Consider the following 22,336-nt stretch of genomic DNA (forward strand, 5'->3'; position numbering starts at 1 on the left):
TCTCTCTCTAATCTATCAGTTTCCCCATAAGGTAAACATCTAAAAATTCTCCTTCAGCTGAACAAGCTCCACGAGCTTGGCAACCTTCGATCTCAAAACCTAACTTTTTATACAGGTGAACCGCCCGTTCATTGCGCACTTGGACATTCAAGACTAGTTTCCGAAGAATACCGGTCGAGTGTGCCCACTCAATTCCTTCTTCCAGCAAGATCTGTCCAAGCCCTTGATTCCAATAAGCTTTTTGAACCACAATAAAGACATCACCAATATGCTGAGTGGACCGTTTAGAAGCCGCAGTGATATTTAACAAAGCTACCAATTCCTGATCTAGAAATAGCAAGAGGCAAATCCGGTTATCCGACATCTCTTGCACCATTAGAAAATGCTCCATGTCTGCTAGAGTCATGCCAATCCCAGTTTCATCTAGCGTCATGTAGTCCGACTCTTTTCCAACTTGATTTAAGAAATCAATGACAAGAGCTGCGTCTGCACTTTCAGCTTGCCGTATTTCTAACGTCACTTCCTTTTCCTTAGTCATCGGTTTTTTCCACCTGCTCAAAGGATGCTAGTAAAGCTTCTGCACGCGCTCCATGAGCTTCAAAAGCTAACTCTCTCCCATCTTCCAATTTTCGGATAAAAATTTTTAGATAAGCATCCGAAAGACTCGGCTCAATCAGCTCTCCCCATTCAATAATGGTAGCCCCATCTCCAAATAGAAAATCATCTAAATCAATAGAATCTGGATCATTTCCAATCCGGTAAACATCCAAATGGTATAAAGGCAAGCGACCTTCGTATTCACGAACAATGGTATAAGTCGGGCTTTTAATCATCTGATCAATCCCTAACCCCTTTGCAATTCCTTTAGTAAAGGTCGTTTTTCCTGCCCCTAGATCACCTGATAAGATGATCACGTCTTGCTTTTCTATGAGTTTTCCTAGCTGTTTTCCTAGAGCGATCAGCTCCGTTTCATTGTGACTAATCATTTCTCTATTATACCAAACTTTTTAAAAATCTGCTCTTTCTTTTAGAAAATGTTCGACTCCGGTTTGTTTTTGAGAAAAAGAAATCAAAGAAAACAGGAAACTCTCCCATTAATTCCCTCAATCCATCTAAAAAGGAATGGGAGACAACTCCCATTCCTTTTTGGCACTTTCCTGATGCTTAATTCAAGGCCATGCTAACGTAGTTTAAAATAAAGAGAACATCTAAAATCCAAATCATGCTGTGCACTTCTTTGGCTTGTCCTTTAACCACCTTCACCAAGCTATAGGTGATAAATCCAGCAGCGATCCCTTGTGTAATCGAGTAGCTGAAGCCCATAAAGATAGAGGTGAAGAAGGCAGGAACTGCTTCTGACATATCTTCCCAATGGATATTTTTCAATCCACTCAACATCATGATCCCAACAACAATCAAAATTGGAGCTGTAGCAGCGGTCGGTACAATCGCCAACAAAGGACTAAAGAGACTTGAAATAGCAAAACAGATTGCCACAACCAAGGCTGTCAAACCAGTGCGTCCACCAGCTCCAATACCAGCTGCAGATTCAACATACGTCGTTACGTTTGAAGTTCCTGCAATAGCTCCGACTGAAGTCGCTACAAGGTCTGAATAGAGGGCCTTATCTAATTTCGCTGATTGATGGTTTTCCCCATTTGTCGCAACAATCCCAACTTTTTCACCCGTACCGATTAAAGTTCCAATTGTATCAAAAATATCAGTCAAGGAGAAGGCTAAAATTGCCATTAAGGTCTCAGGCAAACGAGACGTATTGGAAATCAACGAACCCAATCCTTTTGATCCCAAAGCTTGACCAAAGATCGTGCCTAAATCATTAAAGGCAGCTCCTAGATGGTTACTTGCAAAGTCAATTTTAGTGATATCAACCACATGGATGAGAATTCCAAGCACAGTCGTTGCTAAGATAGAAAGGATAATCCCTCCCTTAATTCCTTTGACAACAAAGAAAATAGTAATCGCAAGACCAACAAGAGCCAAGAGGACAGCCGGATTGTTAAAATCAACCAATCCAGGAACAGCAGATGCATTGGCTGAGATCGTTGCATTCGCCTTATCTGCTCCTTCCCCGACCACTGTATAGGTATGAGGATCAATCGTGAATTTCAAAAATCCTGCATTCTTAATCCCAACATAAGCCAAGAAAATCCCGATCCCCGCTGAAATAGCAGACCGAAGAGCGGTCGGAATTGATTCAATGATCATCTTTCGAACATTTGTCAATGTGATAATCAATGAAATCACACCACAAATGAAGACCATTCCCAAAGCTTCCTGCCATGAGTAGCCCATACCAAATACAACGGTAAAGGTAAAGAAGGCATTCAAGCCCATCCCAGGTGCTTGTGCATAAGGTAAATTGGCATAAAAAGCCATCATCAAGGTCCCGACAACGGATCCAATAATCGTTGCAAGGAAGACTCCTTGAGCTGGCATACCTGTTTGTGACAACATTTGAGGGTTTACGAAGAGGATATAACTCATCGCAAAAAAGGTTGTCAAACCAGCAAGAACCTCTGTCCGAACAGTGGTTCCATGTTCTGAAAGTTTAAAAAACTTATCCATTTCAGAATAAACTCCTTTTTCATCATTCTCGCTCCCAATCAATTTGCGAACGTTATTTCTATTTTACCAAAAGATCTTTCGCCTTTCAAGAAATCCTACTTCTCTTCTCGATTTTTGAGCGCTTTTCCGATTTTTCTGATATAATGGTCTCATTCTTCTCGAAAGGAACCGAATTATGCATAAAAAGATGATCGCTCTAGATTTAGACGGCACCCTCTTAAATTCCGAAAGCAAATTGAGCGACTTTACCATTGATACGATTAAAAAAATTAGTGCTCTTGGCCATAAAATCATTATTACAACAGGACGCCCCTACCGTATGGCACATACCTACTACAAACAACTAGAGCTAGATACTCCAATGATCAATTTTAATGGTTCTCTTACGCATCTACCTGAGAAAAAATGGGCGGATGAACAATGTTTGACTTTAGATAAAAAATACCTGCTAGATATGGTCGCTAACCGAGACACCATCCAAGCGGACTTTATAGCTGGCGAATACCGCAATAAATTCTTTATTACTGATCCAAATGAGCACGTTGCAGACCCTAAATTATTCGGTATTGAATCTTTCCAACCAGAAAATCAATTCAATCCCGAGCGGGTAACGAGCGACCCAAACTGTATCCTCTTTCAAACGAAAGCGGAAGACAAATATGCTCTGGCAGATGAAATGAATCGGCATTATGACTACAATCTGTCAATCAATACTTGGGGTGGTCCCTTAAATATTCTGGAATGCAATCCCAAAAATGTAACCAAAGCATCCGCTCTGACCTACCTTCTAGATAAACTCAATATGGATCAGAAGGATTTGATTGCCTTTGGAGACGAGCACAATGATACTGAGATGCTAGCTCTCGCTGGTCATGGATACGCCATGAAAAATGCTAGCTCCGTCCTTCTCCCTTATGCAGACTCCGTCACAGATTTCACCAATAACGAAGATGGTGTCGCGCGCCAATTAATTCAATTATTCTTATAATAGGAACAGACATGAGTTATCCCCTCATGTCTTTTTCTACCCTAAATACTTAATCGGTTAATCAATACCCCCCTATTTTTCCATTTTTTTCATTGCTTTGTCATCTAGTTTGTGATATTATTAACATAGTTATTAAAGAAGCGCTTTCAATAATACTAAACCACTTCTCGTTCACTTAAGGAGGAACAAAATGAAAGCTGTTGTTGTAAATCCAGAAGGTACTGGTGTTGAAATTGTTGCGAACAAAGAAATGCGACCACTTGAAACAGGGGAAGCTCTTGTTCAAATCGAATACTGTGGTGTCTGCCACACTGACTTGCACGTCGCACATGGAGACTTCGGTAAAGTTCCAGGCCGTGTTCTTGGACACGAAGGAATCGGACTTGTGAAAGAAGTTGCTCCAGATGTCAAGAGCCTTAAAGTTGGGGATCGTGTCAGTGTTGCTTGGTTCTTCGAAGGATGTGGAACTTGTGAATACTGTACAACTGGTCGCGAGACTCTTTGTCGGACTGTTAAAAATGCAGGTTACTCTGTTGATGGAGGAATGGCTGAACAATGTATCGTAACTGCAGACTACGCAGTAAAAGTACCAGAGGGATTAGATCCAGCCCAAGCTTCTTCTATTACCTGTGCCGGTGTTACAACCTACAAAGCTATCAAAGAAGCCAAAGCTGAACCAGGCCAATGGATCGTTATCTATGGAGCTGGTGGCTTGGGTAACTTAGCTGTTCAATATGCCAAGAAAGTCTTCAACGCTCATGTCATCGCTGTTGATATCAACAATGATAAACTCGAATTGGCTAAAGAAGTTGGGGCAGACTTTGTCATTAATGGTCGTGAAGTCGAAGATGTCCCAGGATTGATCAAAGAAAAAACAAATGGTGGAGCTCACTCTGCTGTCGTAACAGCTGTTTCTAAAGTAGCTTTCAACCAAGCAGTAGATTCTGTTCGTGCAGGTGGCCGCGTGATCGCAGTTGGTCTTCCTTCTGAAATGATGGACCTCAGCATTGTGAAAACGGTATTAGATGGTATCCAAGTCATTGGTTCTCTTGTAGGAACTCGTAAAGACTTGGAAGAAGCTTTCCAATTTGGGGCAGAAGGCTTGGTAGTCCCTGTCGTTCAAAAACGTCCAGTGGAAGATGCTGTCAAAGTCTTTGACGAAATGGAAGCCGGAACCATTCAAGGACGTATGGTACTTGACTTTACAAACTAAACAACTGAACCTACAGGACTAGCCCAACTGGGCTAGTCTTTTTGAGTGTTCTCAATCACTCTTATATACAATTTGTTATATATTTATTTTTGTTTTCGAGAATATCGTTTGATTCTCGGAATCTTTTCATTGAGAACCAAATCCTATAAAACATCTCTATTATTGATTTTTTAAGCATCAACAAGTAATAAACAAAATTCATTCAAGAGCATTCTTTTTCTATCTAACGATAATTTAACATAGTAAATCAATGTTTTTACATCGAGATTTTGATAGAAAAATTGACTTAAGTGTGGAAACGATTTATAATAAAGTAGCTTAAAGTTTTCTTAAACTGAAAGTCAAACAAATTTTATAAGGAGGAATGTCAATAATGAGTATTGGTATCATTATTGCTAGCCACGGTGAATTTGCAGCTGGAATCCACCAATCCGGCTCGATGATCTTTGGGGATCAAGAGAAAGTTCAAGTGGTTACGTTCATGCCAAGTGAAGGCCCGGATGATCTCTATGCTAAATTCAATGCAGCTGTTGCCGCATTTGATGCAGAAGATGAAGTCTTGGTTTTGGCTGACCTTTGGAGTGGTTCTCCATTTAACCAAGCAAGTCGCGTCATGGGAGAAAATCCAGATCGTAAATTTGCGATCATTACAGGATTAAACCTTCCGATGTTGATTCAAGCTTATACAGAACGTTTGATGGATGCAAATGCCGGCGTTGATAAAGTCGCTGCAAACATCATTAAGGAAGCAAAAGACGGTGTCAAAGCCCTTCCAGAAGAATTGAATCCTGTTGAAGAAGCTAGTACAGCCGCTGCTGCTCCTGTAGCCCAAGCTGCTATTCCAGAAGGAACAGTTATCGGAGATGGAAAACTCAAGATTAACCTTGCCCGCTTAGATACACGTCTTCTTCATGGACAAGTGGCAACTGCTTGGACACCTGATTCAAAAGCCGATCGGATCATTGTTGCTTCAGATTCTGTTGCCAAAGATGAACTCCGTAAGGAATTGATCAAACAAGCGGCACCAAATGGTGTGAAAGCAAACGTTGTCCCAATTCAAAAATTGATCGACGTTGCAAAAGATCCACGTTTTGGAAATACCCATGCTTTGATCTTATTTGAAACACCTCAAGATGCTCTTCGCGCCATCGAAGGTGGTGTTCCGATTAAAACCTTGAACGTTGGTTCAATGGCCCACTCAACTGGTAAAACCATGGTGAACAATGTGTTATCAATGGATAAAGATGATGTGGCTACATTTGAAAAAATGCGTGATCTTGGAGTAGAATTTGACGTCCGTAAAGTGCCAAATGACTCTAAGAAAGATTTGTTTGACTTAATTAACAAAGCTAACGTTCAATAATCGATTACTTACGAAAGGATTTTAAACATGTCTATTATTTCTATGGTATTAGTGGTCGTTGTTGCCTTCTTAGCAGGTCTTGAAGGTATCCTTGACCAATTCCAATTCCACCAACCCCTTGTTGCTTGTACCTTAATCGGTTTGGTAACAGGTAATTTGACTGCTGGCATTATGCTTGGTGGTTCACTTCAATTTATTGCACTTGGCTGGGCAAACATTGGTGCCGCAGTTGCACCCGATGCTGCCCTTGCATCTGTCGCTGCTGCCATCATCATGGTACTTGGGGGAGACTTCAGTACAAAAGGAATCGCTGTCGCTCAAGGTGTCGCTATTCCACTTGCAGTTGCTGGTCTTTTCTTGACCATGATCGTCCGTACCCTTTCCGTTGGTTTGGTTCACACTGCCGACGCTGCTGCTAGAAAAGGGGATATCAAAGGTGTAGAACGCGCTCACTTTGTGGCCCTTCTTCTTCAAGGTCTTCGTATCGCCATTCCTGCAGCCCTCTTGTTGATGATTCCTGCTGAAACTGTCAAAACTGCTCTTGAACAAATGCCAAAATGGCTCTCTGATGGAATGCAAATCGGTGGTGGTATGGTTGTAGCCGTTGGTTATGCCATGGTTATCAACATGATGGCGAGCCGTGAAGTATGGCCATTCTTTGCCATCGGTTTTGCTCTTGCAGCCGTTAGCCAATTAACTTTGATCGCTCTTGGAGCAATTGGTGTTGCCCTTGCCTTGATCTACCTTACTCTTTCTAAGAAAGGTGGCAATGGAGGTGGCGGTGCCGCTACTTCTAACGATCCAATTGGCGACATTCTCGAAGACTATTAAGAAAGGTGTGACACTATCATGACTGAAAAATTACAATTATCTAAATCAGATCGTCAAAAAGTTTGGTGGCGTTCAACCTTCTTGCAAGGTTCTTGGAACTATGAACGGATGCAAAACTTGGGTTGGGCATACTCATTGATCCCAGCTATCAAAAAACTCTACACAAAGAAAGAAGACCAAGCGGCTGCTCTTGAGCGTCACATGGAATTCTTTAACACTCACCCATACGTTGCCGCTCCTATCATCGGGGTAACGCTTGCTCTTGAAGAAGAAAGAGCAAACGGTGCCGCTATTGACGATGCTGCCATCCAAGGGGTTAAAATTGGTATGATGGGTCCTTTGGCGGGTATCGGAGATCCAGTCTTCTGGTTTACAGTACGTCCTATCCTTGGTGCCCTTGGTGCATCACTTGCTGCATCTGGTAACATCCTTGGCCCACTCATCTTCTTTATCGCATGGAATGCGATTCGTATGGCCTTCTTGTGGTACACGCAAGAACTTGGTTACAAAGCAGGTTCTGAAATTACCAAAGATATGTCTGGTGGGATCTTGCAAGACATCACTAAAGGGGCTTCTATCCTTGGGATGTTCATCCTCGCTGTCTTGGTAGAACGTTGGGTATCTATTAAATTCATCTTTAATGTTTCTTCTGTCAAATTAGACGACAAAGCTTATATCCACTGGGATAAACTTCCTGAAGGATACAAGGGTATCCAAGAAGCCTTCGCTCAAGTTGGCTCAGGTCTATCTCAAACACCTGAAAAAGTTACAACTTTCCAACAAAACTTGGATTCATTGATTCCTGGTTTGATGGGATTACTTCTTACTTTTGCTTGTATGTGGTTGTTGAAGAAAAAAGTATCTCCAATCACCATCATCATCGCTCTCTTTGTAATCGGTGTATTAGCACACGTTGCGGGCTTGATGTAAGCAAAGATCAACTAAAAAGAAGGTTTCAGCCTTCTTTTTATTATGATATAATGGAGTGAACAGCAATACAGGAGGATCTCATGGCTCAATCATTGAATAAAACCGTTGAATTCCATACTACAGGGGTTTCTTACCTTGGAGTGGGGGGAAAGGTTGGAAAAATCCTAGTCGGGAATGCCGCTTTTGAATTTTATGCGGATGCAAATGTAGAAGACTACATCCAAATTCCCTGGCAAGAAATCGAGCGAATCGGAGCCAATGTATCCGGACGTAAAATTAGCCGCCATTTTGAAATCTATACCAGAGAATCAAAATTTCTCTTTGCTTCAAAAGACTCTGGAAAAATTTTAAAGATTGCTCGGGAACATCTAGGAAATGATAAAATTGTCAAACTTCCTACGTTGATCCAAATCATCACGGCTAAAATTAAAAATCTATTTGCAAAATAGGATCTTTTCTTGTATAATAGACGCAAACGGATAAGTAAGTTAAGAGGTTCTTTCAGAAAGTCTGCGGTTGCTGCGAGCAGATAGAAATCTTAATTGAAATTCTACCGTTTCTTTAAAATACAATATCGAATCAAGTGCACACCTGTGAAGTTGGATGGAACCGTGGCTCTGCCACTCCAACACTCTAACAGGTGTGTTTTTTGTTAAAGGAGAAGCTATGTTAGATATTAAACGAATTCGTACAGACTTTGATGCTGTTGCTAAAAAATTGGCAACACGTGGCGTAGATGCAGCTATTTTGAATGAAATGAAAGAAATCGATGCTAAACGTCGAGATATCTTAGTCAAAGTAGAAAATCTCAAAGCAGAGCGTAACACTGTATCTGCTGAAATCGCACAAGCTAAACGCAACAAGGAAAATGCAGATGATAAGATTGCTGCCATGCAAACCCTCTCTGCAGAAGTCAAAGCATTGGATACAGAATTGGCTGAAATCGATGCCAAATTAACTGAATTCACTACTACCCTTCCAAACATCCCTGCTGACAGTGTCCCTGTTGGAGCGGATGAGGATGACAACGTTGAGGTTCGCCGTTGGGGAACACCGCGCGAATTTGGATTCGAACCAAAAGCTCACTGGGATTTAGGAGAAGACCTTGATATCCTTGACTGGGAACGCGGGGCTAAAGTCACTGGTGCTCGTTTCCTCTTCTACAAAGGACTTGGAGCTCGCTTAGAACGCGCTATCTACAACTTCATGTTGGATGAACATGGCAAGGAAGGCTACACTGAAGTCATCCCTCCTTACATGGTCAACCATGATTCTATGTTTGGTACTGGTCAATATCCAAAATTCAAGGAAGATACTTTTGAACTTAGCGATACCAATTATGTCCTCATTCCAACAGCTGAAGTTCCTTTGACAAACTACTATCGCGATGAAATTCTTGATGGGAAAGATCTTCCAATCTACTTCACCGCTATGAGTCCATCTTTCCGTTCAGAAGCTGGTTCAGCCGGTCGTGATACCCGTGGCTTGATCCGTTTGCACCAATTCCATAAGGTTGAAATGGTGAAATTTGCCAAACCAGAAGAATCATATGATGAATTGGAAAAAATGGTTGTCAATGCTGAAAATATCCTTCAAAAACTCAACCTTCCATACCGTGTGGTAGCTCTCTCAACGGGAGACATGGGCTTCTCAGCTGCCAAGACTTATGACTTGGAAGTATGGATTCCAGCGCAAAACACCTACCGTGAAATCTCAAGCTGTTCCAATACAGAAGATTTCCAAGCTCGCCGTGCGCAAATCCGCTACCGTGATGAAGCAGATGGCAAGGTAAAACTCCTTCACACTTTGAACGGTTCTGGATTGGCAGTCGGACGTACCGTCGCTGCTATTCTTGAAAACTACCAAAACGAAGACGGTTCTGTGACCATTCCAGAAGTCCTTCGCCCATACATGGGTGGCGCAGAAGTCATCGCACCAAAATAAAGTTTAAAAAAACTGAGTCTTGCAAATTGCAAGCTCAGTTTTTTAATATTTACGAAAACGTTGGTAGCGTTGCTCCAGAAGCTCTTCGAGAGGTAAAGCTTGTAAAACCTTTAACTCTTCCTGTAATTCCTTCTTCACTTGAGCCAGTAGTTCTCCATTTGAAAATCCATGCTCGGGAATCACCTTATCGACAATTTCCATATTTAACAATTCGTGAGAAGTAATCTTCATCAACTCTGCTGCTTCCATGGCACGACTTCCATCTTTCCAAAGAATAGAGGCAAAACCTTCTGGACTCAAGACCGCATAGATGGAGTTCTCAAGCATCCAGACCTTATCTGCCACAGCAAGAGCCAAGGCACCACCAGAGCCACCTTCTCCGATGATAATCGCGATAATTGGAACTTTTAGATCACTCATTTCCATGAGGTTGCGGGCAATGGCTTCCCCTTGTCCTCGTTCTTCAGCACCAACACCGGGATAAGCACCCGCTGTATTGATAAAGGTCACAACTGGACGGCCAAATTTCTCCGCTTGCTTCATGAGACGCAAAGCTTTTCGATAGCCTTCTGGATGTGGTTGCCCAAAATTACGTTTTAGATTATCCTGAAGATTTTTTCCTTTTTGGATTCCAACGACTGTAACCGTTTGATCGCCTAAGCGTCCAATCCCACCAATCACCGCACCATCATCACGGAAGTTTCGATCTCCATGCAATTCGATAAAATCATCAAAAATTCCTTGAGCAAAATCAAGCGCAGTCAATCTTCCTTGGTCACGTGCCTCTTTAATAATCTGTGTTATTTTACTCATGTTTACCTCCATGAAGGGCTAATAATTGTCCAACTGTCGCTCGGATTTGACTTCTCTCCACGATCAAGTCTACAAATCCATGTTCTTGTAGAAATTCTGCTTTTTGGAAATCATCAGGCAATTTTTCACGCACAGTTGATTCGATCACGCGTCGACCAGCAAACCCGACCAAGGCTTGACTCTCTGCCATGATAATATCACCTTCCATAGCAAATGAGGCTGTCACCCCACCAGTTGTCGGATCTGTCAATACCGTCAAATAGAATAATTTTTCTTTGGAATGGCGTTGAACAGCCGCAGAAATTTTCGCCATTTGCATCAAACTCACGATTCCTTCTTGCATCCGAGCACCACCAGAAGCGGTAAATAGAACAACTGGCAATTTTTCTTTTGTCGCAAATTCAAATAAACGAGTAATTTTTTCACCTACTACAGAACCCATTGAAGCCATGATAAAGTTGGAATCCATGATCCCAAGCGCAACTTTTTGCCCTTTAATCAAGGCAGTTCCAGTCAGGACAGCTTCATCCAGTCCTGTCATTTCCCTCACTGCTGCTAGTTTTTTCTTATAATTTGGGAAATTCAAAGGATCTGTCGTTTCGATTCCTATAAACATTTCTTCAAAGCTAGCTGGATCCACTGTCAGCGCCAAGCGTTCTTTAGCAGAAATACGGAAGGTATAGCCACAGTTTGGGCATACCCGTTCACTACCTAAATCCTTTTGGTAAATGGTATGTTTACAACCTGGGCATTGTGAAAATAGTTCATCAGGAACTTCAGGTTTTGGCTGAGGCTCCTTCCAGGCTGACCTATTCGGATTGATCCGAATATATTTATCTTTTTTAGAAAATAATGCCATTACTTACTCCTTATAATATACTACAGTATCTGCAGCATTACTATAAAAGCCTGAAACTGTGAAGATGATGTTCATACTTCCCTCACAAGTCCAGGCTTTTTCATCATTCCTTATTATAATTTGGAAGGAATTGTTCCATCAAAAATGCAGTGTCATAATCACCAGCGATCACATGTGAATCTGAAATCAAATCCAACTGGAAACTGCTATTGGTTGTGACACCATCGATTTCCAACTCATAAAGAGCACGCTGCATTTTCATCAGTGCATCAAAGCGATTTTCACCATGGACAATGATCTTGGCAATCATACTATCATAGTATGGTGGAATCGTATAACCAGGATACACAGCAGAATCCACACGCAAGCCAACCCCACCACTTGGAAGATAGAGATTAGTGATCTTACCTGGGCTTGGTGCAAAGTTAAAGGAAGGATTTTCCGCATTGATCCGGCATTCAATCGCATGGCCTTTAATGACAATATCCTCTTGAGTAACGGATAATTCTTGGCCAGCTGCGATTTTAATCTGTTCCTTAACGATATCAACTCCTGTTACAAATTCCGTGACAGGATGCTCTACTTGCACACGGGTATTCATTTCCATAAAGTAGAACTCACCCTTGCCTTCATCATACAAGAATTCAATCGTTCCAGCATTCTCGTACCCAACTGATTCAGCTGCACGAACAGCAGCAGAACCAATTTGATTACGAAGAGTTTTTCCAATAGCAATCGAAGGGGATTCTTCTAGAACTTTTTGGTTATTTCGTTGAAGAGAACAATCGCGTTCACCTAAGTGAATGACATGTCCATGCTGATCCGCTAAAATCTGTACTTCAATGTGGCGTGCCGGATAAATCACCCGTTCCATATACATGGCACCATTCCCAAAAGCAGCTTGAGCTTCTGAGGAAGCAGATTCAAAAGCAGCAACCAAATCTTCTGGTTTTTCAACCTTCCGAATTCCCTTACCACCGCCTCCTGCAGATGCTTTCAACATAACAGGGTAACCAATACGTTCTGCAATCTCGAGGGCTTCTTCAGCAGTATACACTTCACCATCTGATCCAGGAATAACAGGCACTCCTGCTTTGATCATCTGTTTACGAGCATTAATCTTATCCCCCATCAAATCCATGACTTTAGCAGAAGGACCAATAAATTTAATGCCCACTTCCTCACACATGGTCGCAAATTTTGAGTTTTCACTTAAAAATCCAAAACCAGGATGGATAGCTTCTGCTCCTGTTAGAACAGCTGCAGACAAGACAGCACTCATATTCAAATAAGACTCTGTTGATTTAGCAGGTCCAATACAGACTGCTTCATCCGCTAGTAAGGTATGCAAGGCTTCTTTATCAGCAGTAGAATACACTGCAACCGTCTCGATGCCAAGTTCACGAGCCGCACGAATAATACGAACTGCAATCTCACCACGATTGGCGATTAAGATCTTACGAAACATAGATAGGCCTTTCTTAATTTCCAATTGCAAACGTAAGCGTTCCTGAAGCTGCAAGCTTACCGTCTACTTCTGCTTTCGCTTCAACAACAGCAATTGTTCCACGACGTTTGACAAAAGTAGCTGTCATCACCAGTTGATCTCCTGGAACGACTTGTTTTTTAAACTTCACCTTGTCCATCCCTGCATAAAAGACTAATTTTCCTTTATTTTCAGGTTTTGACAACTCTAGTACACCTGCTGTTTGTGCCAAAGCTTCCATGATGAGAACACCTGGCATAACAGGATATTGTGGAAAATGTCCATTAAAAAATGGTTCATTAATTGTCACGTTTTTAATGGCAACAATCGTATCTTCACTTGTTTCTAAAACGCGATCCACCAAAAGCATTGGGTAACGATGCGGCAAAGCCTCACGAATAGCATTAATATCAATTGTCATTTGATTCGAACCAATCCTTTTCCAAATTCAACCATTTCTTCATTCGTTACCAAAATTTCAGTGACTACCCCATCTTTTGGTGCTGGGACTTCATTCATCACTTTCATAGCTTCGATAATCAAGAGTGTTTGACCCTTAGTAACCTTATCTCCTACAGATACAAAGGCTGGTTTATCCGGAGCTGGTGACAAGTAAGCCACCCCAACCAATGGACTTTCAACCACATCACCTTCTGCAGCCTGAGCTGGAGCAGCAACTGGTTCAGCCGCTACAGCTGGAGTTGCTGGTGCTTCAACAACAGGGGCTACTACAGGAGTTTGAGGGGCTGCTACCACTTCAACTGCAGGAGCAACCGGTGTAGCCGCAACTGAACTCGTTTGGTTTTTACTCAAATTCAATTCTTCGCCATTATTTTTATATGAGAATTCACGCAAAGTTGACGCATCAAATTGAGCCAACAAATCTTTGATTTCAGAAATATTCATGAATTAACCCTCCCAACGTTTAAAGGCCAGAACAGCATTGTGTCCTCCAAAACCAAAGGTATTTGAGATAGCGTACTGAATATCCGCTTCTTGACCTTCACCATAAACAACGTTTGCTTCGATATAGTCAGACAATTCTTTAGTACCAGCAGTTTTTGGTACAAAGCTGTGACGAATCGCTTCGATAGTAGCAATCGCTTCAACTGCACCAGCAGCACCTAACAAGTGTCCTGTAAATGATTTAGTAGATGATACAGGAACTTCTTTACCAAGTACAGAAACAATAGCTCCGCTTTCACCTTTCTCATTGGCAGGTGTAGATGTACCATGCGCATTGACATAATCGACATCTTCAGGCTTGATACCCGCTTCATTGATCGCTAATTTAATCGCTTTGGCCGCACCTGAACCATCTGGTGTTGGTGTTGTCATATGGTAAGCATCACAGTTTGAACCGTAACCAACAATTTCAGCCAAAATATTAGCACCACGTTTTTGAGCATGTTCCAAACTTTCGATGACAAGAACCCCTGCACCTTCACCCATCACAAAACCATTGCGGTCTTTGTCAAATGGAATAGAGGAACGTTCTGGGTCTTCCGTTGTTGAAAGGGCCGTAAGAGCATTGAAACCACCGATACCAATCTTAGTAATCGAAGCTTCAGCACCACCTGCCAAAACAACATCATGCATACCAAATTTAATCTCACGGAAAGCTTCACCAATTGCATCATTAGCAGAAGCACAAGCTGTTGTCACGGATTTACATACCCCTTGAGCCCCAATCTTAAGTGCGATGTTTCCAGCACCCATGTTTGAAAGAGCTTTTGGAATAAACATTGGTTGGATTCTCTTCATCCCACGTTCATGCATCCGGATAATTTGATCTTCCAATTCTTGTAAACCACCGATACCAGATGATACAATCACACCTACACGATCGCGGTCTTCTTCTTCCATGTTCAAGCCTGAATTTTCAATAGCTTCCATCGCAGCATAGATTGCATACAATGAGTAAGTATCCATACGATTTTGATCTTTTTTCACGAAATATTTATCGAATGGGAAATCTTGAATTTCACCAGCATTAAAGACTGGAATTTCAGAAGCATCAAATTTCGTAATGGGCTTGATTCCAATTTTTCCTTCATGAAGGCTATTCCAAAATTCTTCTGGTGTATTTCCGATTGGTGAGGTTACACCATAACCTGTAACAACAACACGATTTGTAGACATATATATTCTCCTTTTGTCGGATGGATATTTAAGTAAGTGATTTTCGATCAGTGAGCATTCATTATTGCATAGTCATTCCGCCATCAATGGCAATTGTTTGACCAGTTAAATATTCTTGACCTGCTAAGAAAGCCGCAACTTCTGCCACTTCTTCAGCTTGACCAATTCGTTTCATTGGCACTTGAGCTAGCATGGCATCTTTCATTTTCTCTGGAATAGCATCAGTCATATCTGATTCAATGAAACCAGGTGCAATGGCATTCACACGAACGCCACGAGCCGCAACTTCACGCGCTACTGATTTAGTGAAACCAATCAAACCAGCTTTTGAAGCCGCATAGTTAGCTTGACCGATATTCCCCATTAGACCAACAACAGAGGACATGTTGATAATGGCCCCTTGACGAGCTTTAGACATCGGTTTTAAGACAGCTTGAGTCATATTAAAGGCACCTGTCAAGTTGATTTTCAAGACCCGTTCAAAATCTTCTTCAGTCATTTTCAACATCAACTTGTCGTTTGTGATGCCAGCGTTATTGACCAAAACATCAACACTTCCAAGCTTTTCAATTGCTTCAGCTACCATACGTTGCGCATCTTCGCCATTAGAAATATCCCCAGAAATACCAACAACAGTCACACCATAGTCAGCAAACTGCGCAAGCAAGTCCTCAGAAATTTCAGAACGTCCATTTAGGACAACATTAGCACCGAGACTCGCAAATTTATGAGCCACAGCCAATCCAATTCCGCGTGTTGAACCTGTTACAAAAACATTTTTATTTTTAAGTTCCATCTTTACCTCGTTTTAAGCATTCAGAAGTGCATCTAGACTAGCCTGATCTTCGACGTTATGAGTTGGAAGAGTTTTATCAATTTTCTTCAAGAATCCTGACAAGACTTTTCCAGGTCCAATTTCGATGACCTCATCTACACCAAATTCTTGAATCGTAGCAATTGAATCATAGAAACGAACCGGTTCTTTTACTTGACGGGCCAAAAGTGCTTTCACATCTTCTGACTTCATGATAGTAGCTTCTGTATTCCCAACTAAAGGAAGATCAAAATCATTAAATGATACTTTTTCTAGTTCAGCCGCCAATTTTTGACTAGCTGATTTAAGTAAAGCTGTGTGGAATGGACCTGACACATTCAAAGGGATCAAGCGTTTGGCACCTGCTTCCTGCAATAGTTCCACAGCATAGTCCACAGCCGCAACCTCACCACCAATCACAATTTGTGCTGGCGTATTGTAGTTAGCTGGTGTTACTACACCCTTTTCGGATGCTTGTTGACAAATCTCCTCGATCAAACTTGGGTCTGTATTCATAACAGCAACCATTTTCCCACTTCCAGCGGGAGCTGCCGTTTCCATGAATTCACCTCGTTTCGCAACCAAAGCTACTGCATCTTCAAACGAAAGAGCTCCAGCCGCAACCAGGGCAGAATATTCCCCCAAAGAGAGACCGGCAACAATATCAGGAGTGATACCATTTTCTACTAAGAGACGATAAATGGCTACTGACGTTGTCAAAATAGCTGGTTGAGTATAGCGTGTCTGATTCAGTTTTTCTTCGTTAGAATCAATCAATTCACGCAAATCATAGCCTAGAATACGACTAGCCGTATCAAATGTCTCTTTAACAACGGGATAAGCCGCATACAAATCGCTCGCCATGCCCAATTTCTGAGCCCCTTGACCAGCAAATAAGAACGCACGTTTTGTCACTATCCTAATCCTTTCGACGTTTTTAGACGTTTACATCTGCCCAACGAGCAGCTTCTTCTTTAATCACCTTGGCAGCACCTGTGTAAAGGTCTTCCAAGATTTCTGCACATGTTTCTTCTTTACGAACAAGACCTGCAATTTGTCCAGCCATAACTGAACCATATTCCACATCTCCATCAACAACAGCGTTACGAAGGGCACCTGCACCAAGCTCTTCAATTTCCTCTTGAGTCTTCTTACCAGCCAAGAAATCTTTTTCAGCTTGGTTATATTCTGTAGCCAATTTATTCTTAATCGCACGAACTGGGTGTCCAACAACTGAGGCTGAAATAACAGTATCAATATCTTTAGCCTTCAAAATCTTATCTTTGAAGTTTTGGTGTGCATTAGATTCCTTAGCAACAGCGAAACGAGTACCAACCTGAACAGCTTCTGCTCCAAGCATAAGAACAGCAGCCATACCACGTCCATCTGCAACACCACCAGCACCAATAACTGGGATAGATACCGCATCCGCAACCTGGCGAACAAGTGCCATGGTTGTCAATTTACCAATGTGACCACCAGCTTCCATACCTTCTGCGACAACAGCATCAGCTCCAAGTTTTTCCATACGTTTAGCAAGTGCTACCGATGGAATAACTGGGATTACTGTAATTCCAGCTTCGTGGAAACGCTCCATATATTTACCTGGGTTTCCGGCACCTGTTGTAACAACCTTAACACCCTCTTCGATAACGAGGTCGACGATGTCATCTGCAAATGGTGACAAAAGCATGATATTAACACCGAATGGTTTGTCAGTGATTTGTTTTACTCTATCAATATTAGCTTTTACCACTTCTTTAGGGGCATTACCACCACCAATAATTCCGAGTCCACCAGCATTTGAAACGGCTCCAGCCAAGTCTCCATCAGCAACCCAGGCCATACCACCTTGGAAGATTGGATATTTAATATTCAATAGTTCAGTAATTCGTGTTTGCATTATACCTACCTCTTTTTTCACTTAAGTAATAGTTTGAGTTTAAAAGATTGTTTCTTTGAGCCTCAAACTATTACCTAAATAAGAGAGAATATCTTTCGATACTCTCATCTATCATTATTTTGTTTTTTCTTCTACGTAAGCGACAAGGTCACCAACTGTAGACAATCCTTCTTCAGTTTCGATTTGGATGTCAAAAGCATCTTCAATTTCAGAGATAACTTGGAACAAATCCAATGAATCTGCTTCTAAATCTTCGAATGTAGATTCAAGAGTTACTTCTGATGGTTCTTTACCAAGTTCTTCAACGATAATTTCTTGTACTTTTTCAAATACTGCCATGATAGGCCTCCTTAAAAAATAATATATAAATTTTTAAAATGTGTTTCCACATGTTTAACTAGATTGTAACAAGAAGTGTGCCCCATGTCAAACCTCCACCGAATCCTGTTAGAAGAATTTTTTGACTTCCATCCATCTTGATTCGATGATTCTCGACACACTCCGATAATAGAATGGGGATACTAGCAGCACTAGTGTTCCCATATTCCATCATATTTGCTGGGATTTTCTCTCTAGAGACACCCAGTTTTTTTGACATCTTATCTAACATTCGGTCATTCGCCTGGTGTAACAGAAAATAGTCAATCTCTTCTGCTTCCATAGAGGCGTCTGCTATAATTTTTTGAATACTTTTCGTGACATCACGAATGGCAAAATCAAAAACTGCCCGTCCATCCATCGTCAGATATCTTCGATCAGAAACTTCCTCTGAATATGGGGAAGAGAGACCCAAATAGCAAGACTCAAGACTAGTACCTCGGCTACCATCCGTAAAAAGATTTTCAGCCAAAAACGATTTTTGGTCACTTGCTTCAAGCAAGACACCACCAGCTCCATCTCCAAAAAGGACTGAAGTGGAACGGTCTGACCAGTCTAATACTTTTGAAAGCGTCTCACTACCGATCACAATTCCTCGCCGGTACATACCTGAAGAAATGTATTTTTCAGCAGTGGCTAATGCAAATACAAATCCGCTACATGCTGCAGTCAGATCAAAGGCAAAAGCTCGAGAAGCTCCAATATTAGCTTGTACCCGGGCTGCAGTTGATGGCATTAAGCTGTCTGGAGTAATCGTAGCAACAACGATGAAATCAATTTCCTCAGCATCTAAGTTTGCTTTTGCTAATAATCTTTGTGCAACAATTGTTGCTAGATCACTTGTCGTCTCATCTTTTGAAATGTGACGCCGAAGGATACCTGTCCGACTACTGATCCATTCATCACTTGTATCCATGATCTCAGCCAAATCATCATTTGATACGACTTGGTCAGGTGCATAATGAGCAACTTGACTAATTTTAGCAAAGACCATTATTTAATTTCCTCCAAGAAACGATACAGATTTTGCAATCCTTTTTGCATCACTTTCTTATCTTCGGGACTCATATCTCCAATAATCTGGTTGACCATCCGTTTATGGAATTGCTGATGAAGACGATAAAGTAGACGACCGTTCTTCGTTAAACTCAAGTGTACAACCCGGCGATCAACTTCCGATCTTCTTCTTTCGATATACCCTTTGCGCTCAAGATTATTCAAACTTGTCGTGACAGTCCCCAAAGTCACCATCAACTCCCGTGAAATATCACTCGGGGTTGCATTCGGTGTCGAACCAATCACATCGATCGTATGCATTTCTTTAATAGAAACATCTTTGAATCGACTTGCTCTTAGGCTCGACTCCTCAATAACCAAAACATTATTAAAGATGGATGTTAAATAGTCGTTAACTAATTGGTAATTCAAAACTCCACCTCCTAATTTTACTTTGATAGTCAAATTTTATCAAAAATGAAAATAATTTGCAAGCATTTTTTCACAAAACATAGAAAAATTACAAATTTATTTTCCTTTAAATTGTGGCCGACGTTTCTCAGAGTAGGCAATAACCCCTTCCTTGAAATCTTCTGTAAATGCTAGTTTCTTTTGCAAATCCAATTCAAGACCCGCATATTGGTCCCATTCTTTCAAGAATGCTTCCCAAACCATTTCTTTCATGGCAGCATAAGAATTTGAAGATCCTCTTCTTAATTTTTTTAGCAATTGCTCAACCGTTTTATCGAGTCTTTCAGATTCACAAACACGATAAGCTAGGCCATAATCAAATGCCTTTTCAGCAGTCAAGGCTTCACCCGTCATTACTAAATGAGTAGCCCGAGACATGCCAATGGCTTTTCCTAACAAGAATAACCCACCCGCATCCGGTGCTAAACCAACCCCAACAAAGGCTTGGATAAATTTAGTACGATCACTAATAATACAAAAATCAACAGCTACCGCAATGTTAGCAGCTGCTCCAGCAACCGCTCCATCTGCCACCATAATAACCGGTTTTGGCAATTGCTTGATTTTCTTTGAAATCGTATTAACTAATTCAGCAATTAAAACAAGAGACTCGATATCATCCGCATCGACTGCGCGTTTCATTTCGCTTAAATCTCCACCAACTGAAAAGATTTTCCCTTCTGCTGATAGAATAATGAATTTTACTTCCTCATTTTTTTCTGCATCTTCCAGGGCAGCTAAAATTTCCTGACACATTGGAATGTTAAAACCATTGGATACTTCAGGACGATTTAAAGAGATTGTCGCGAGGTCGTTTTCGACAGAATACAAAATTGTTTCAAACATCACAGACTCCTTTTATTTAAATATAAAATATTTTGATATTAAAACTTTTGAATTATAACATATCATACCACAAAAAAGTAAAATAGTAAAATATATCTATAAGATGTAACAAAATTGTAAAATTTGAATAATTACAATTTCTCTCCTCTACAGAATCAATTATTTTATGCCCTATCTGTAAATACATTGTATCAATAACTGAACTTTGGTATAATGTATTAATGAAACTATTAAGGAGAAAATATGAAAGTAACTAAATTCGGTGGAAGTTCTCTAGCATCAGCTTCTCAATTAACAAAAGTACTTGATATCATTAAAGATGATCCAGAAAGAAGATTTGTAGTTGTATCAGCTCCAGGCAAACGCAACGCTGAAGATACAAAAGTAACAGATGCTCTGATCCGGTATTATAAAGAATTTACTTCAGATAAGGATGTCACACAAACACAACAGTGGATTATTGAACGTTATCGGGCCATTACAGAAGAATTGGGTCTCAAAGATTCTATTATTCAAGAAATTGCTGAAGATATCTGTGATTTAACAAATTTACCTAAAAAAGGGAATCCATTCACATACGATGCATTCCTAGCAGCAGGCGAAAATAACAATGCTAAACTCATTGCTGCTTATTTCAATCAAAATGGATTAGAAGCAAGATACATCCATCCAAAAGAGGCAGGAATTACAGTCACTGCAGAACCTTCCAACGCTCGTATATTACCATCTAGTTACGATAAAATTGAAGAACTAAAAGACTCAAGTGAAGTGATTGTCATTCCAGGATTCTTTGGTGTTACTCAAGATGGTGATATTTGTACATTTTCTCGTGGTGGATCTGATATTACTGGATCGATCATTGCAGCAGGTGTAAAAGCAGACTTATACGAAAACTTTACAGACGTAAATGGTATTTTTGCAGCACATCCAGGTATTATTAAACACCCACATTCTATTCCTGAATTAACCTACAAAGAAATGCGTGAATTAGCCTATGCTGGTTTTTCAGTCTTACATGATGAAGCACTTGTTCCAGCATACAGAGGTAAAATTCCATTAGTCATTAAAAATACAAATAATCCAGACCACCCTGGAACCCGCATTGTTTTGGAACATTCAAATGATCATGTGACTGTTGTAGGGATTGCAGGTGATTCAGGATTCGTTAGTATTAACACTACAAAATACCTTATGAACCGCGAAGTCGGTTTTGGTCGAAAAGTCCTTCAAATTTTAGAAGATCTCAATATCAGTTGGGAACATATGCCAACAGGAATTGATGATTTATCCATCATTTTGCGTTCACGTGAACTGACTCCAATCAAAGAACAAGAGATTCTGAAACAATTAACACAAAAGCTAGAAGTTGACACAGCCGAAATTGAACATGATCTTTCTATCATTATGATTGTTGGTGAGAAAATGAAGAGTCAGGTAGGGGTTACTGCCACTGCAGCCAAAGCACTATCAGAAAATGAAGTGAATATTCAAATGATCTCGCAAGGTTCTAGTGAAGTTTCCATTATATTCGTTGTAAGTAAAGATCAAGAAGAAAAAGCAATTAAAGCCTTATATCAAGCATTTTTCCCAAATAACTAAATAGAGAAAAGCTCCGTTAACTAAACGGAGCTTTAATTAACATTAAAATGAAAAGTAAAAAAAAGATCAATTACTTGATCTCTTTTATTCTATACTCCGCCAGTAGGACTCGAACCTACGACATCATGATTAACAGTCATGCGCTACTACCAACTGAGCTATGGCGGAATCAAG

The 22,336-nt window shown here is 40.8% G+C and carries 24 protein-coding genes and 1 tRNA gene; 8 read left to right on the top strand and 17 right to left on the bottom strand.

Features of this window, described 5'->3' with window-relative positions; translation table 11 throughout:
• Positions 1-7: 7 nt before the first annotated feature.
• The 3 genes from SM121_RS09595 to SM121_RS09605 form a co-directional block, all read right to left on the bottom strand.
• Positions 8-538, bottom strand: a complete 531-nt coding sequence (locus tag SM121_RS09595; RefSeq protein WP_003012634.1) for a GNAT family N-acetyltransferase — start codon at positions 536-538, stop codon at positions 8-10.
• Positions 531-986, bottom strand: a complete 456-nt coding sequence (gene tsaE, locus SM121_RS09600; RefSeq protein WP_003012535.1) for a tRNA (adenosine(37)-N6)-threonylcarbamoyltransferase complex ATPase subunit type 1 TsaE — start codon at positions 984-986, stop codon at positions 531-533. Before tsaE ends, SM121_RS09595 begins: the two co-directional genes overlap by 8 nt.
• A 178-nt stretch (positions 987-1,164) precedes the next feature.
• Positions 1,165-2,586 carry an NCS2 family permease gene (locus tag SM121_RS09605; protein ID WP_070464909.1) on the bottom strand — a complete coding sequence of 474 codons (1,422 nt, stop codon included), beginning with the start codon at positions 2,584-2,586 and terminating at the stop codon, positions 1,165-1,167.
• Positions 2,587-2,761: 175 nt separating this feature from the next.
• On the opposite strand from SM121_RS09605, the gene SM121_RS09610 reads away from it, so the two are divergent.
• From SM121_RS09610 to serS, 7 genes are all read left to right on the top strand, one after another.
• The gene (locus tag SM121_RS09610) at positions 2,762-3,574 is read left to right on the top strand and encodes a Cof-type HAD-IIB family hydrolase (protein WP_320910910.1); all 813 of its coding nucleotides are present in this window, start codon (positions 2,762-2,764) and stop codon (positions 3,572-3,574) included.
• Positions 3,575-3,764: 190 nt separating this feature from the next.
• On the top strand, positions 3,765-4,787 hold the full coding sequence (gene adhP / locus SM121_RS09615) for an alcohol dehydrogenase AdhP (protein ID WP_320910911.1): 1,023 nt from the start codon (positions 3,765-3,767) through the stop codon (positions 4,785-4,787).
• Between the two features lie 373 nt (positions 4,788-5,160).
• The gene (locus tag SM121_RS09620; RefSeq protein WP_031575194.1) at positions 5,161-6,150 is read left to right on the top strand and encodes a PTS sugar transporter subunit IIB; all 990 of its coding nucleotides are present in this window, start codon (positions 5,161-5,163) and stop codon (positions 6,148-6,150) included.
• 27 nt (positions 6,151-6,177) lie between these two features.
• Entirely contained in the window at positions 6,178-6,981 is an 804-nt protein-coding gene (locus SM121_RS09625) for a PTS mannose/fructose/sorbose transporter subunit IIC (RefSeq protein WP_048789380.1), read from the top strand.
• 18 nt (positions 6,982-6,999) lie between these two features.
• Positions 7,000-7,911: a PTS system mannose/fructose/sorbose family transporter subunit IID gene (locus SM121_RS09630; RefSeq protein WP_003010435.1), complete on the top strand. Its 912-nt coding sequence runs from the start codon at positions 7,000-7,002 to the stop codon at positions 7,909-7,911.
• A gap of 80 nt (positions 7,912-7,991) precedes the next feature.
• Positions 7,992-8,360 (top strand): DUF956 family protein, encoded by a 369-nt coding sequence (locus SM121_RS09635; RefSeq protein ID WP_023920226.1) that lies wholly within the window; start codon positions 7,992-7,994, stop codon positions 8,358-8,360.
• A 217-nt stretch (positions 8,361-8,577) separates the two neighbouring features.
• Positions 8,578-9,855 carry a serine--tRNA ligase gene (serS, locus tag SM121_RS09640; RefSeq protein ID WP_003018473.1) on the top strand — a complete coding sequence of 426 codons (1,278 nt, stop codon included), beginning with the start codon at positions 8,578-8,580 and terminating at the stop codon, positions 9,853-9,855.
• 42 nt (positions 9,856-9,897) lie between these two features.
• Here the strand turns inward: serS and SM121_RS09645 are convergent, their stop codons facing one another.
• The 13 genes from SM121_RS09645 to fabM all read right to left on the bottom strand — a co-directional run bounded on the left by SM121_RS09645 (position 9,898) and on the right by fabM (position 20,566).
• Positions 9,898-10,668: an acetyl-CoA carboxylase carboxyl transferase subunit alpha gene (locus tag SM121_RS09645; protein ID WP_021154504.1), complete on the bottom strand. Its 771-nt coding sequence runs from the start codon at positions 10,666-10,668 to the stop codon at positions 9,898-9,900.
• Entirely contained in the window at positions 10,661-11,527 is an 867-nt protein-coding gene (gene accD / locus SM121_RS09650) for an acetyl-CoA carboxylase, carboxyltransferase subunit beta (protein WP_320910912.1), read from the bottom strand. Before accD ends, SM121_RS09645 begins: the two co-directional genes overlap by 8 nt.
• Positions 11,528-11,630: 103 nt before the next feature.
• Positions 11,631-12,995 (bottom strand): acetyl-CoA carboxylase biotin carboxylase subunit, encoded by a 1,365-nt coding sequence (locus SM121_RS09655; protein ID WP_003003860.1) that lies wholly within the window; start codon positions 12,993-12,995, stop codon positions 11,631-11,633.
• Between the two features lie 13 nt (positions 12,996-13,008).
• Positions 13,009-13,434 (bottom strand): 3-hydroxyacyl-ACP dehydratase FabZ, encoded by a 426-nt coding sequence (gene fabZ / locus SM121_RS09660; RefSeq protein WP_003004019.1) that lies wholly within the window; start codon positions 13,432-13,434, stop codon positions 13,009-13,011.
• Positions 13,431-13,919: an acetyl-CoA carboxylase biotin carboxyl carrier protein gene (gene accB / locus SM121_RS09665; RefSeq protein WP_003010451.1), complete on the bottom strand. Its 489-nt coding sequence runs from the start codon at positions 13,917-13,919 to the stop codon at positions 13,431-13,433. Before accB ends, fabZ begins: the two co-directional genes overlap by 4 nt.
• Before the next feature lie 3 nt (positions 13,920-13,922).
• Positions 13,923-15,155: a beta-ketoacyl-ACP synthase II gene (gene fabF, locus SM121_RS09670; RefSeq protein WP_003010454.1), complete on the bottom strand. Its 1,233-nt coding sequence runs from the start codon at positions 15,153-15,155 to the stop codon at positions 13,923-13,925.
• A 61-nt stretch (positions 15,156-15,216) separates the two neighbouring features.
• The gene (fabG, locus tag SM121_RS09675) at positions 15,217-15,951 is read right to left on the bottom strand and encodes a 3-oxoacyl-[acyl-carrier-protein] reductase (RefSeq protein ID WP_003010456.1); all 735 of its coding nucleotides are present in this window, start codon (positions 15,949-15,951) and stop codon (positions 15,217-15,219) included.
• Between the two features lie 12 nt (positions 15,952-15,963).
• Positions 15,964-16,884: an ACP S-malonyltransferase gene (fabD, locus tag SM121_RS09680; protein WP_247920033.1), complete on the bottom strand. Its 921-nt coding sequence runs from the start codon at positions 16,882-16,884 to the stop codon at positions 15,964-15,966.
• Positions 16,885-16,906: 22 nt separating this feature from the next.
• Positions 16,907-17,872, bottom strand: a complete 966-nt coding sequence (gene fabK / locus SM121_RS09685) for an enoyl-[acyl-carrier-protein] reductase FabK (protein ID WP_037608323.1) — start codon at positions 17,870-17,872, stop codon at positions 16,907-16,909.
• A 114-nt stretch (positions 17,873-17,986) separates the two neighbouring features.
• Positions 17,987-18,211: an acyl carrier protein gene (locus SM121_RS09690; RefSeq protein WP_003003892.1), complete on the bottom strand. Its 225-nt coding sequence runs from the start codon at positions 18,209-18,211 to the stop codon at positions 17,987-17,989.
• A gap of 58 nt (positions 18,212-18,269) precedes the next feature.
• Positions 18,270-19,244: a beta-ketoacyl-ACP synthase III gene (locus SM121_RS09695; RefSeq protein WP_223325660.1), complete on the bottom strand. Its 975-nt coding sequence runs from the start codon at positions 19,242-19,244 to the stop codon at positions 18,270-18,272.
• Positions 19,244-19,678: a fatty acid biosynthesis transcriptional regulator FabT gene (fabT, locus tag SM121_RS09700; RefSeq protein WP_320910913.1), complete on the bottom strand. Its 435-nt coding sequence runs from the start codon at positions 19,676-19,678 to the stop codon at positions 19,244-19,246. The genes SM121_RS09695 and fabT overlap by 1 nt, the downstream gene beginning before the upstream one ends.
• A 96-nt stretch (positions 19,679-19,774) precedes the next feature.
• Positions 19,775-20,566: a trans-2-decenoyl-ACP isomerase gene (fabM, locus tag SM121_RS09705; protein ID WP_037608326.1), complete on the bottom strand. Its 792-nt coding sequence runs from the start codon at positions 20,564-20,566 to the stop codon at positions 19,775-19,777.
• Positions 20,567-20,806: 240 nt separating this feature from the next.
• On the opposite strand from fabM, the gene SM121_RS09710 reads away from it, so the two are divergent.
• Positions 20,807-22,162: an aspartate kinase gene (locus SM121_RS09710; protein WP_320910914.1), complete on the top strand. Its 1,356-nt coding sequence runs from the start codon at positions 20,807-20,809 to the stop codon at positions 22,160-22,162.
• Between the two features lie 94 nt (positions 22,163-22,256).
• On the opposite strand, the gene SM121_RS09715 is transcribed toward SM121_RS09710, so the two are convergent.
• A tRNA-Asn gene (locus SM121_RS09715) sits at positions 22,257-22,330 on the bottom strand.
• Positions 22,331-22,336: the final 6 nt, after the last annotated feature.

It is taken from the genome of Streptococcus sp. S1 (assembly GCF_034137685.1).
Classification (GTDB): Bacteria; Bacillota; Bacilli; order Lactobacillales; family Streptococcaceae; genus Streptococcus; species Streptococcus dentalis.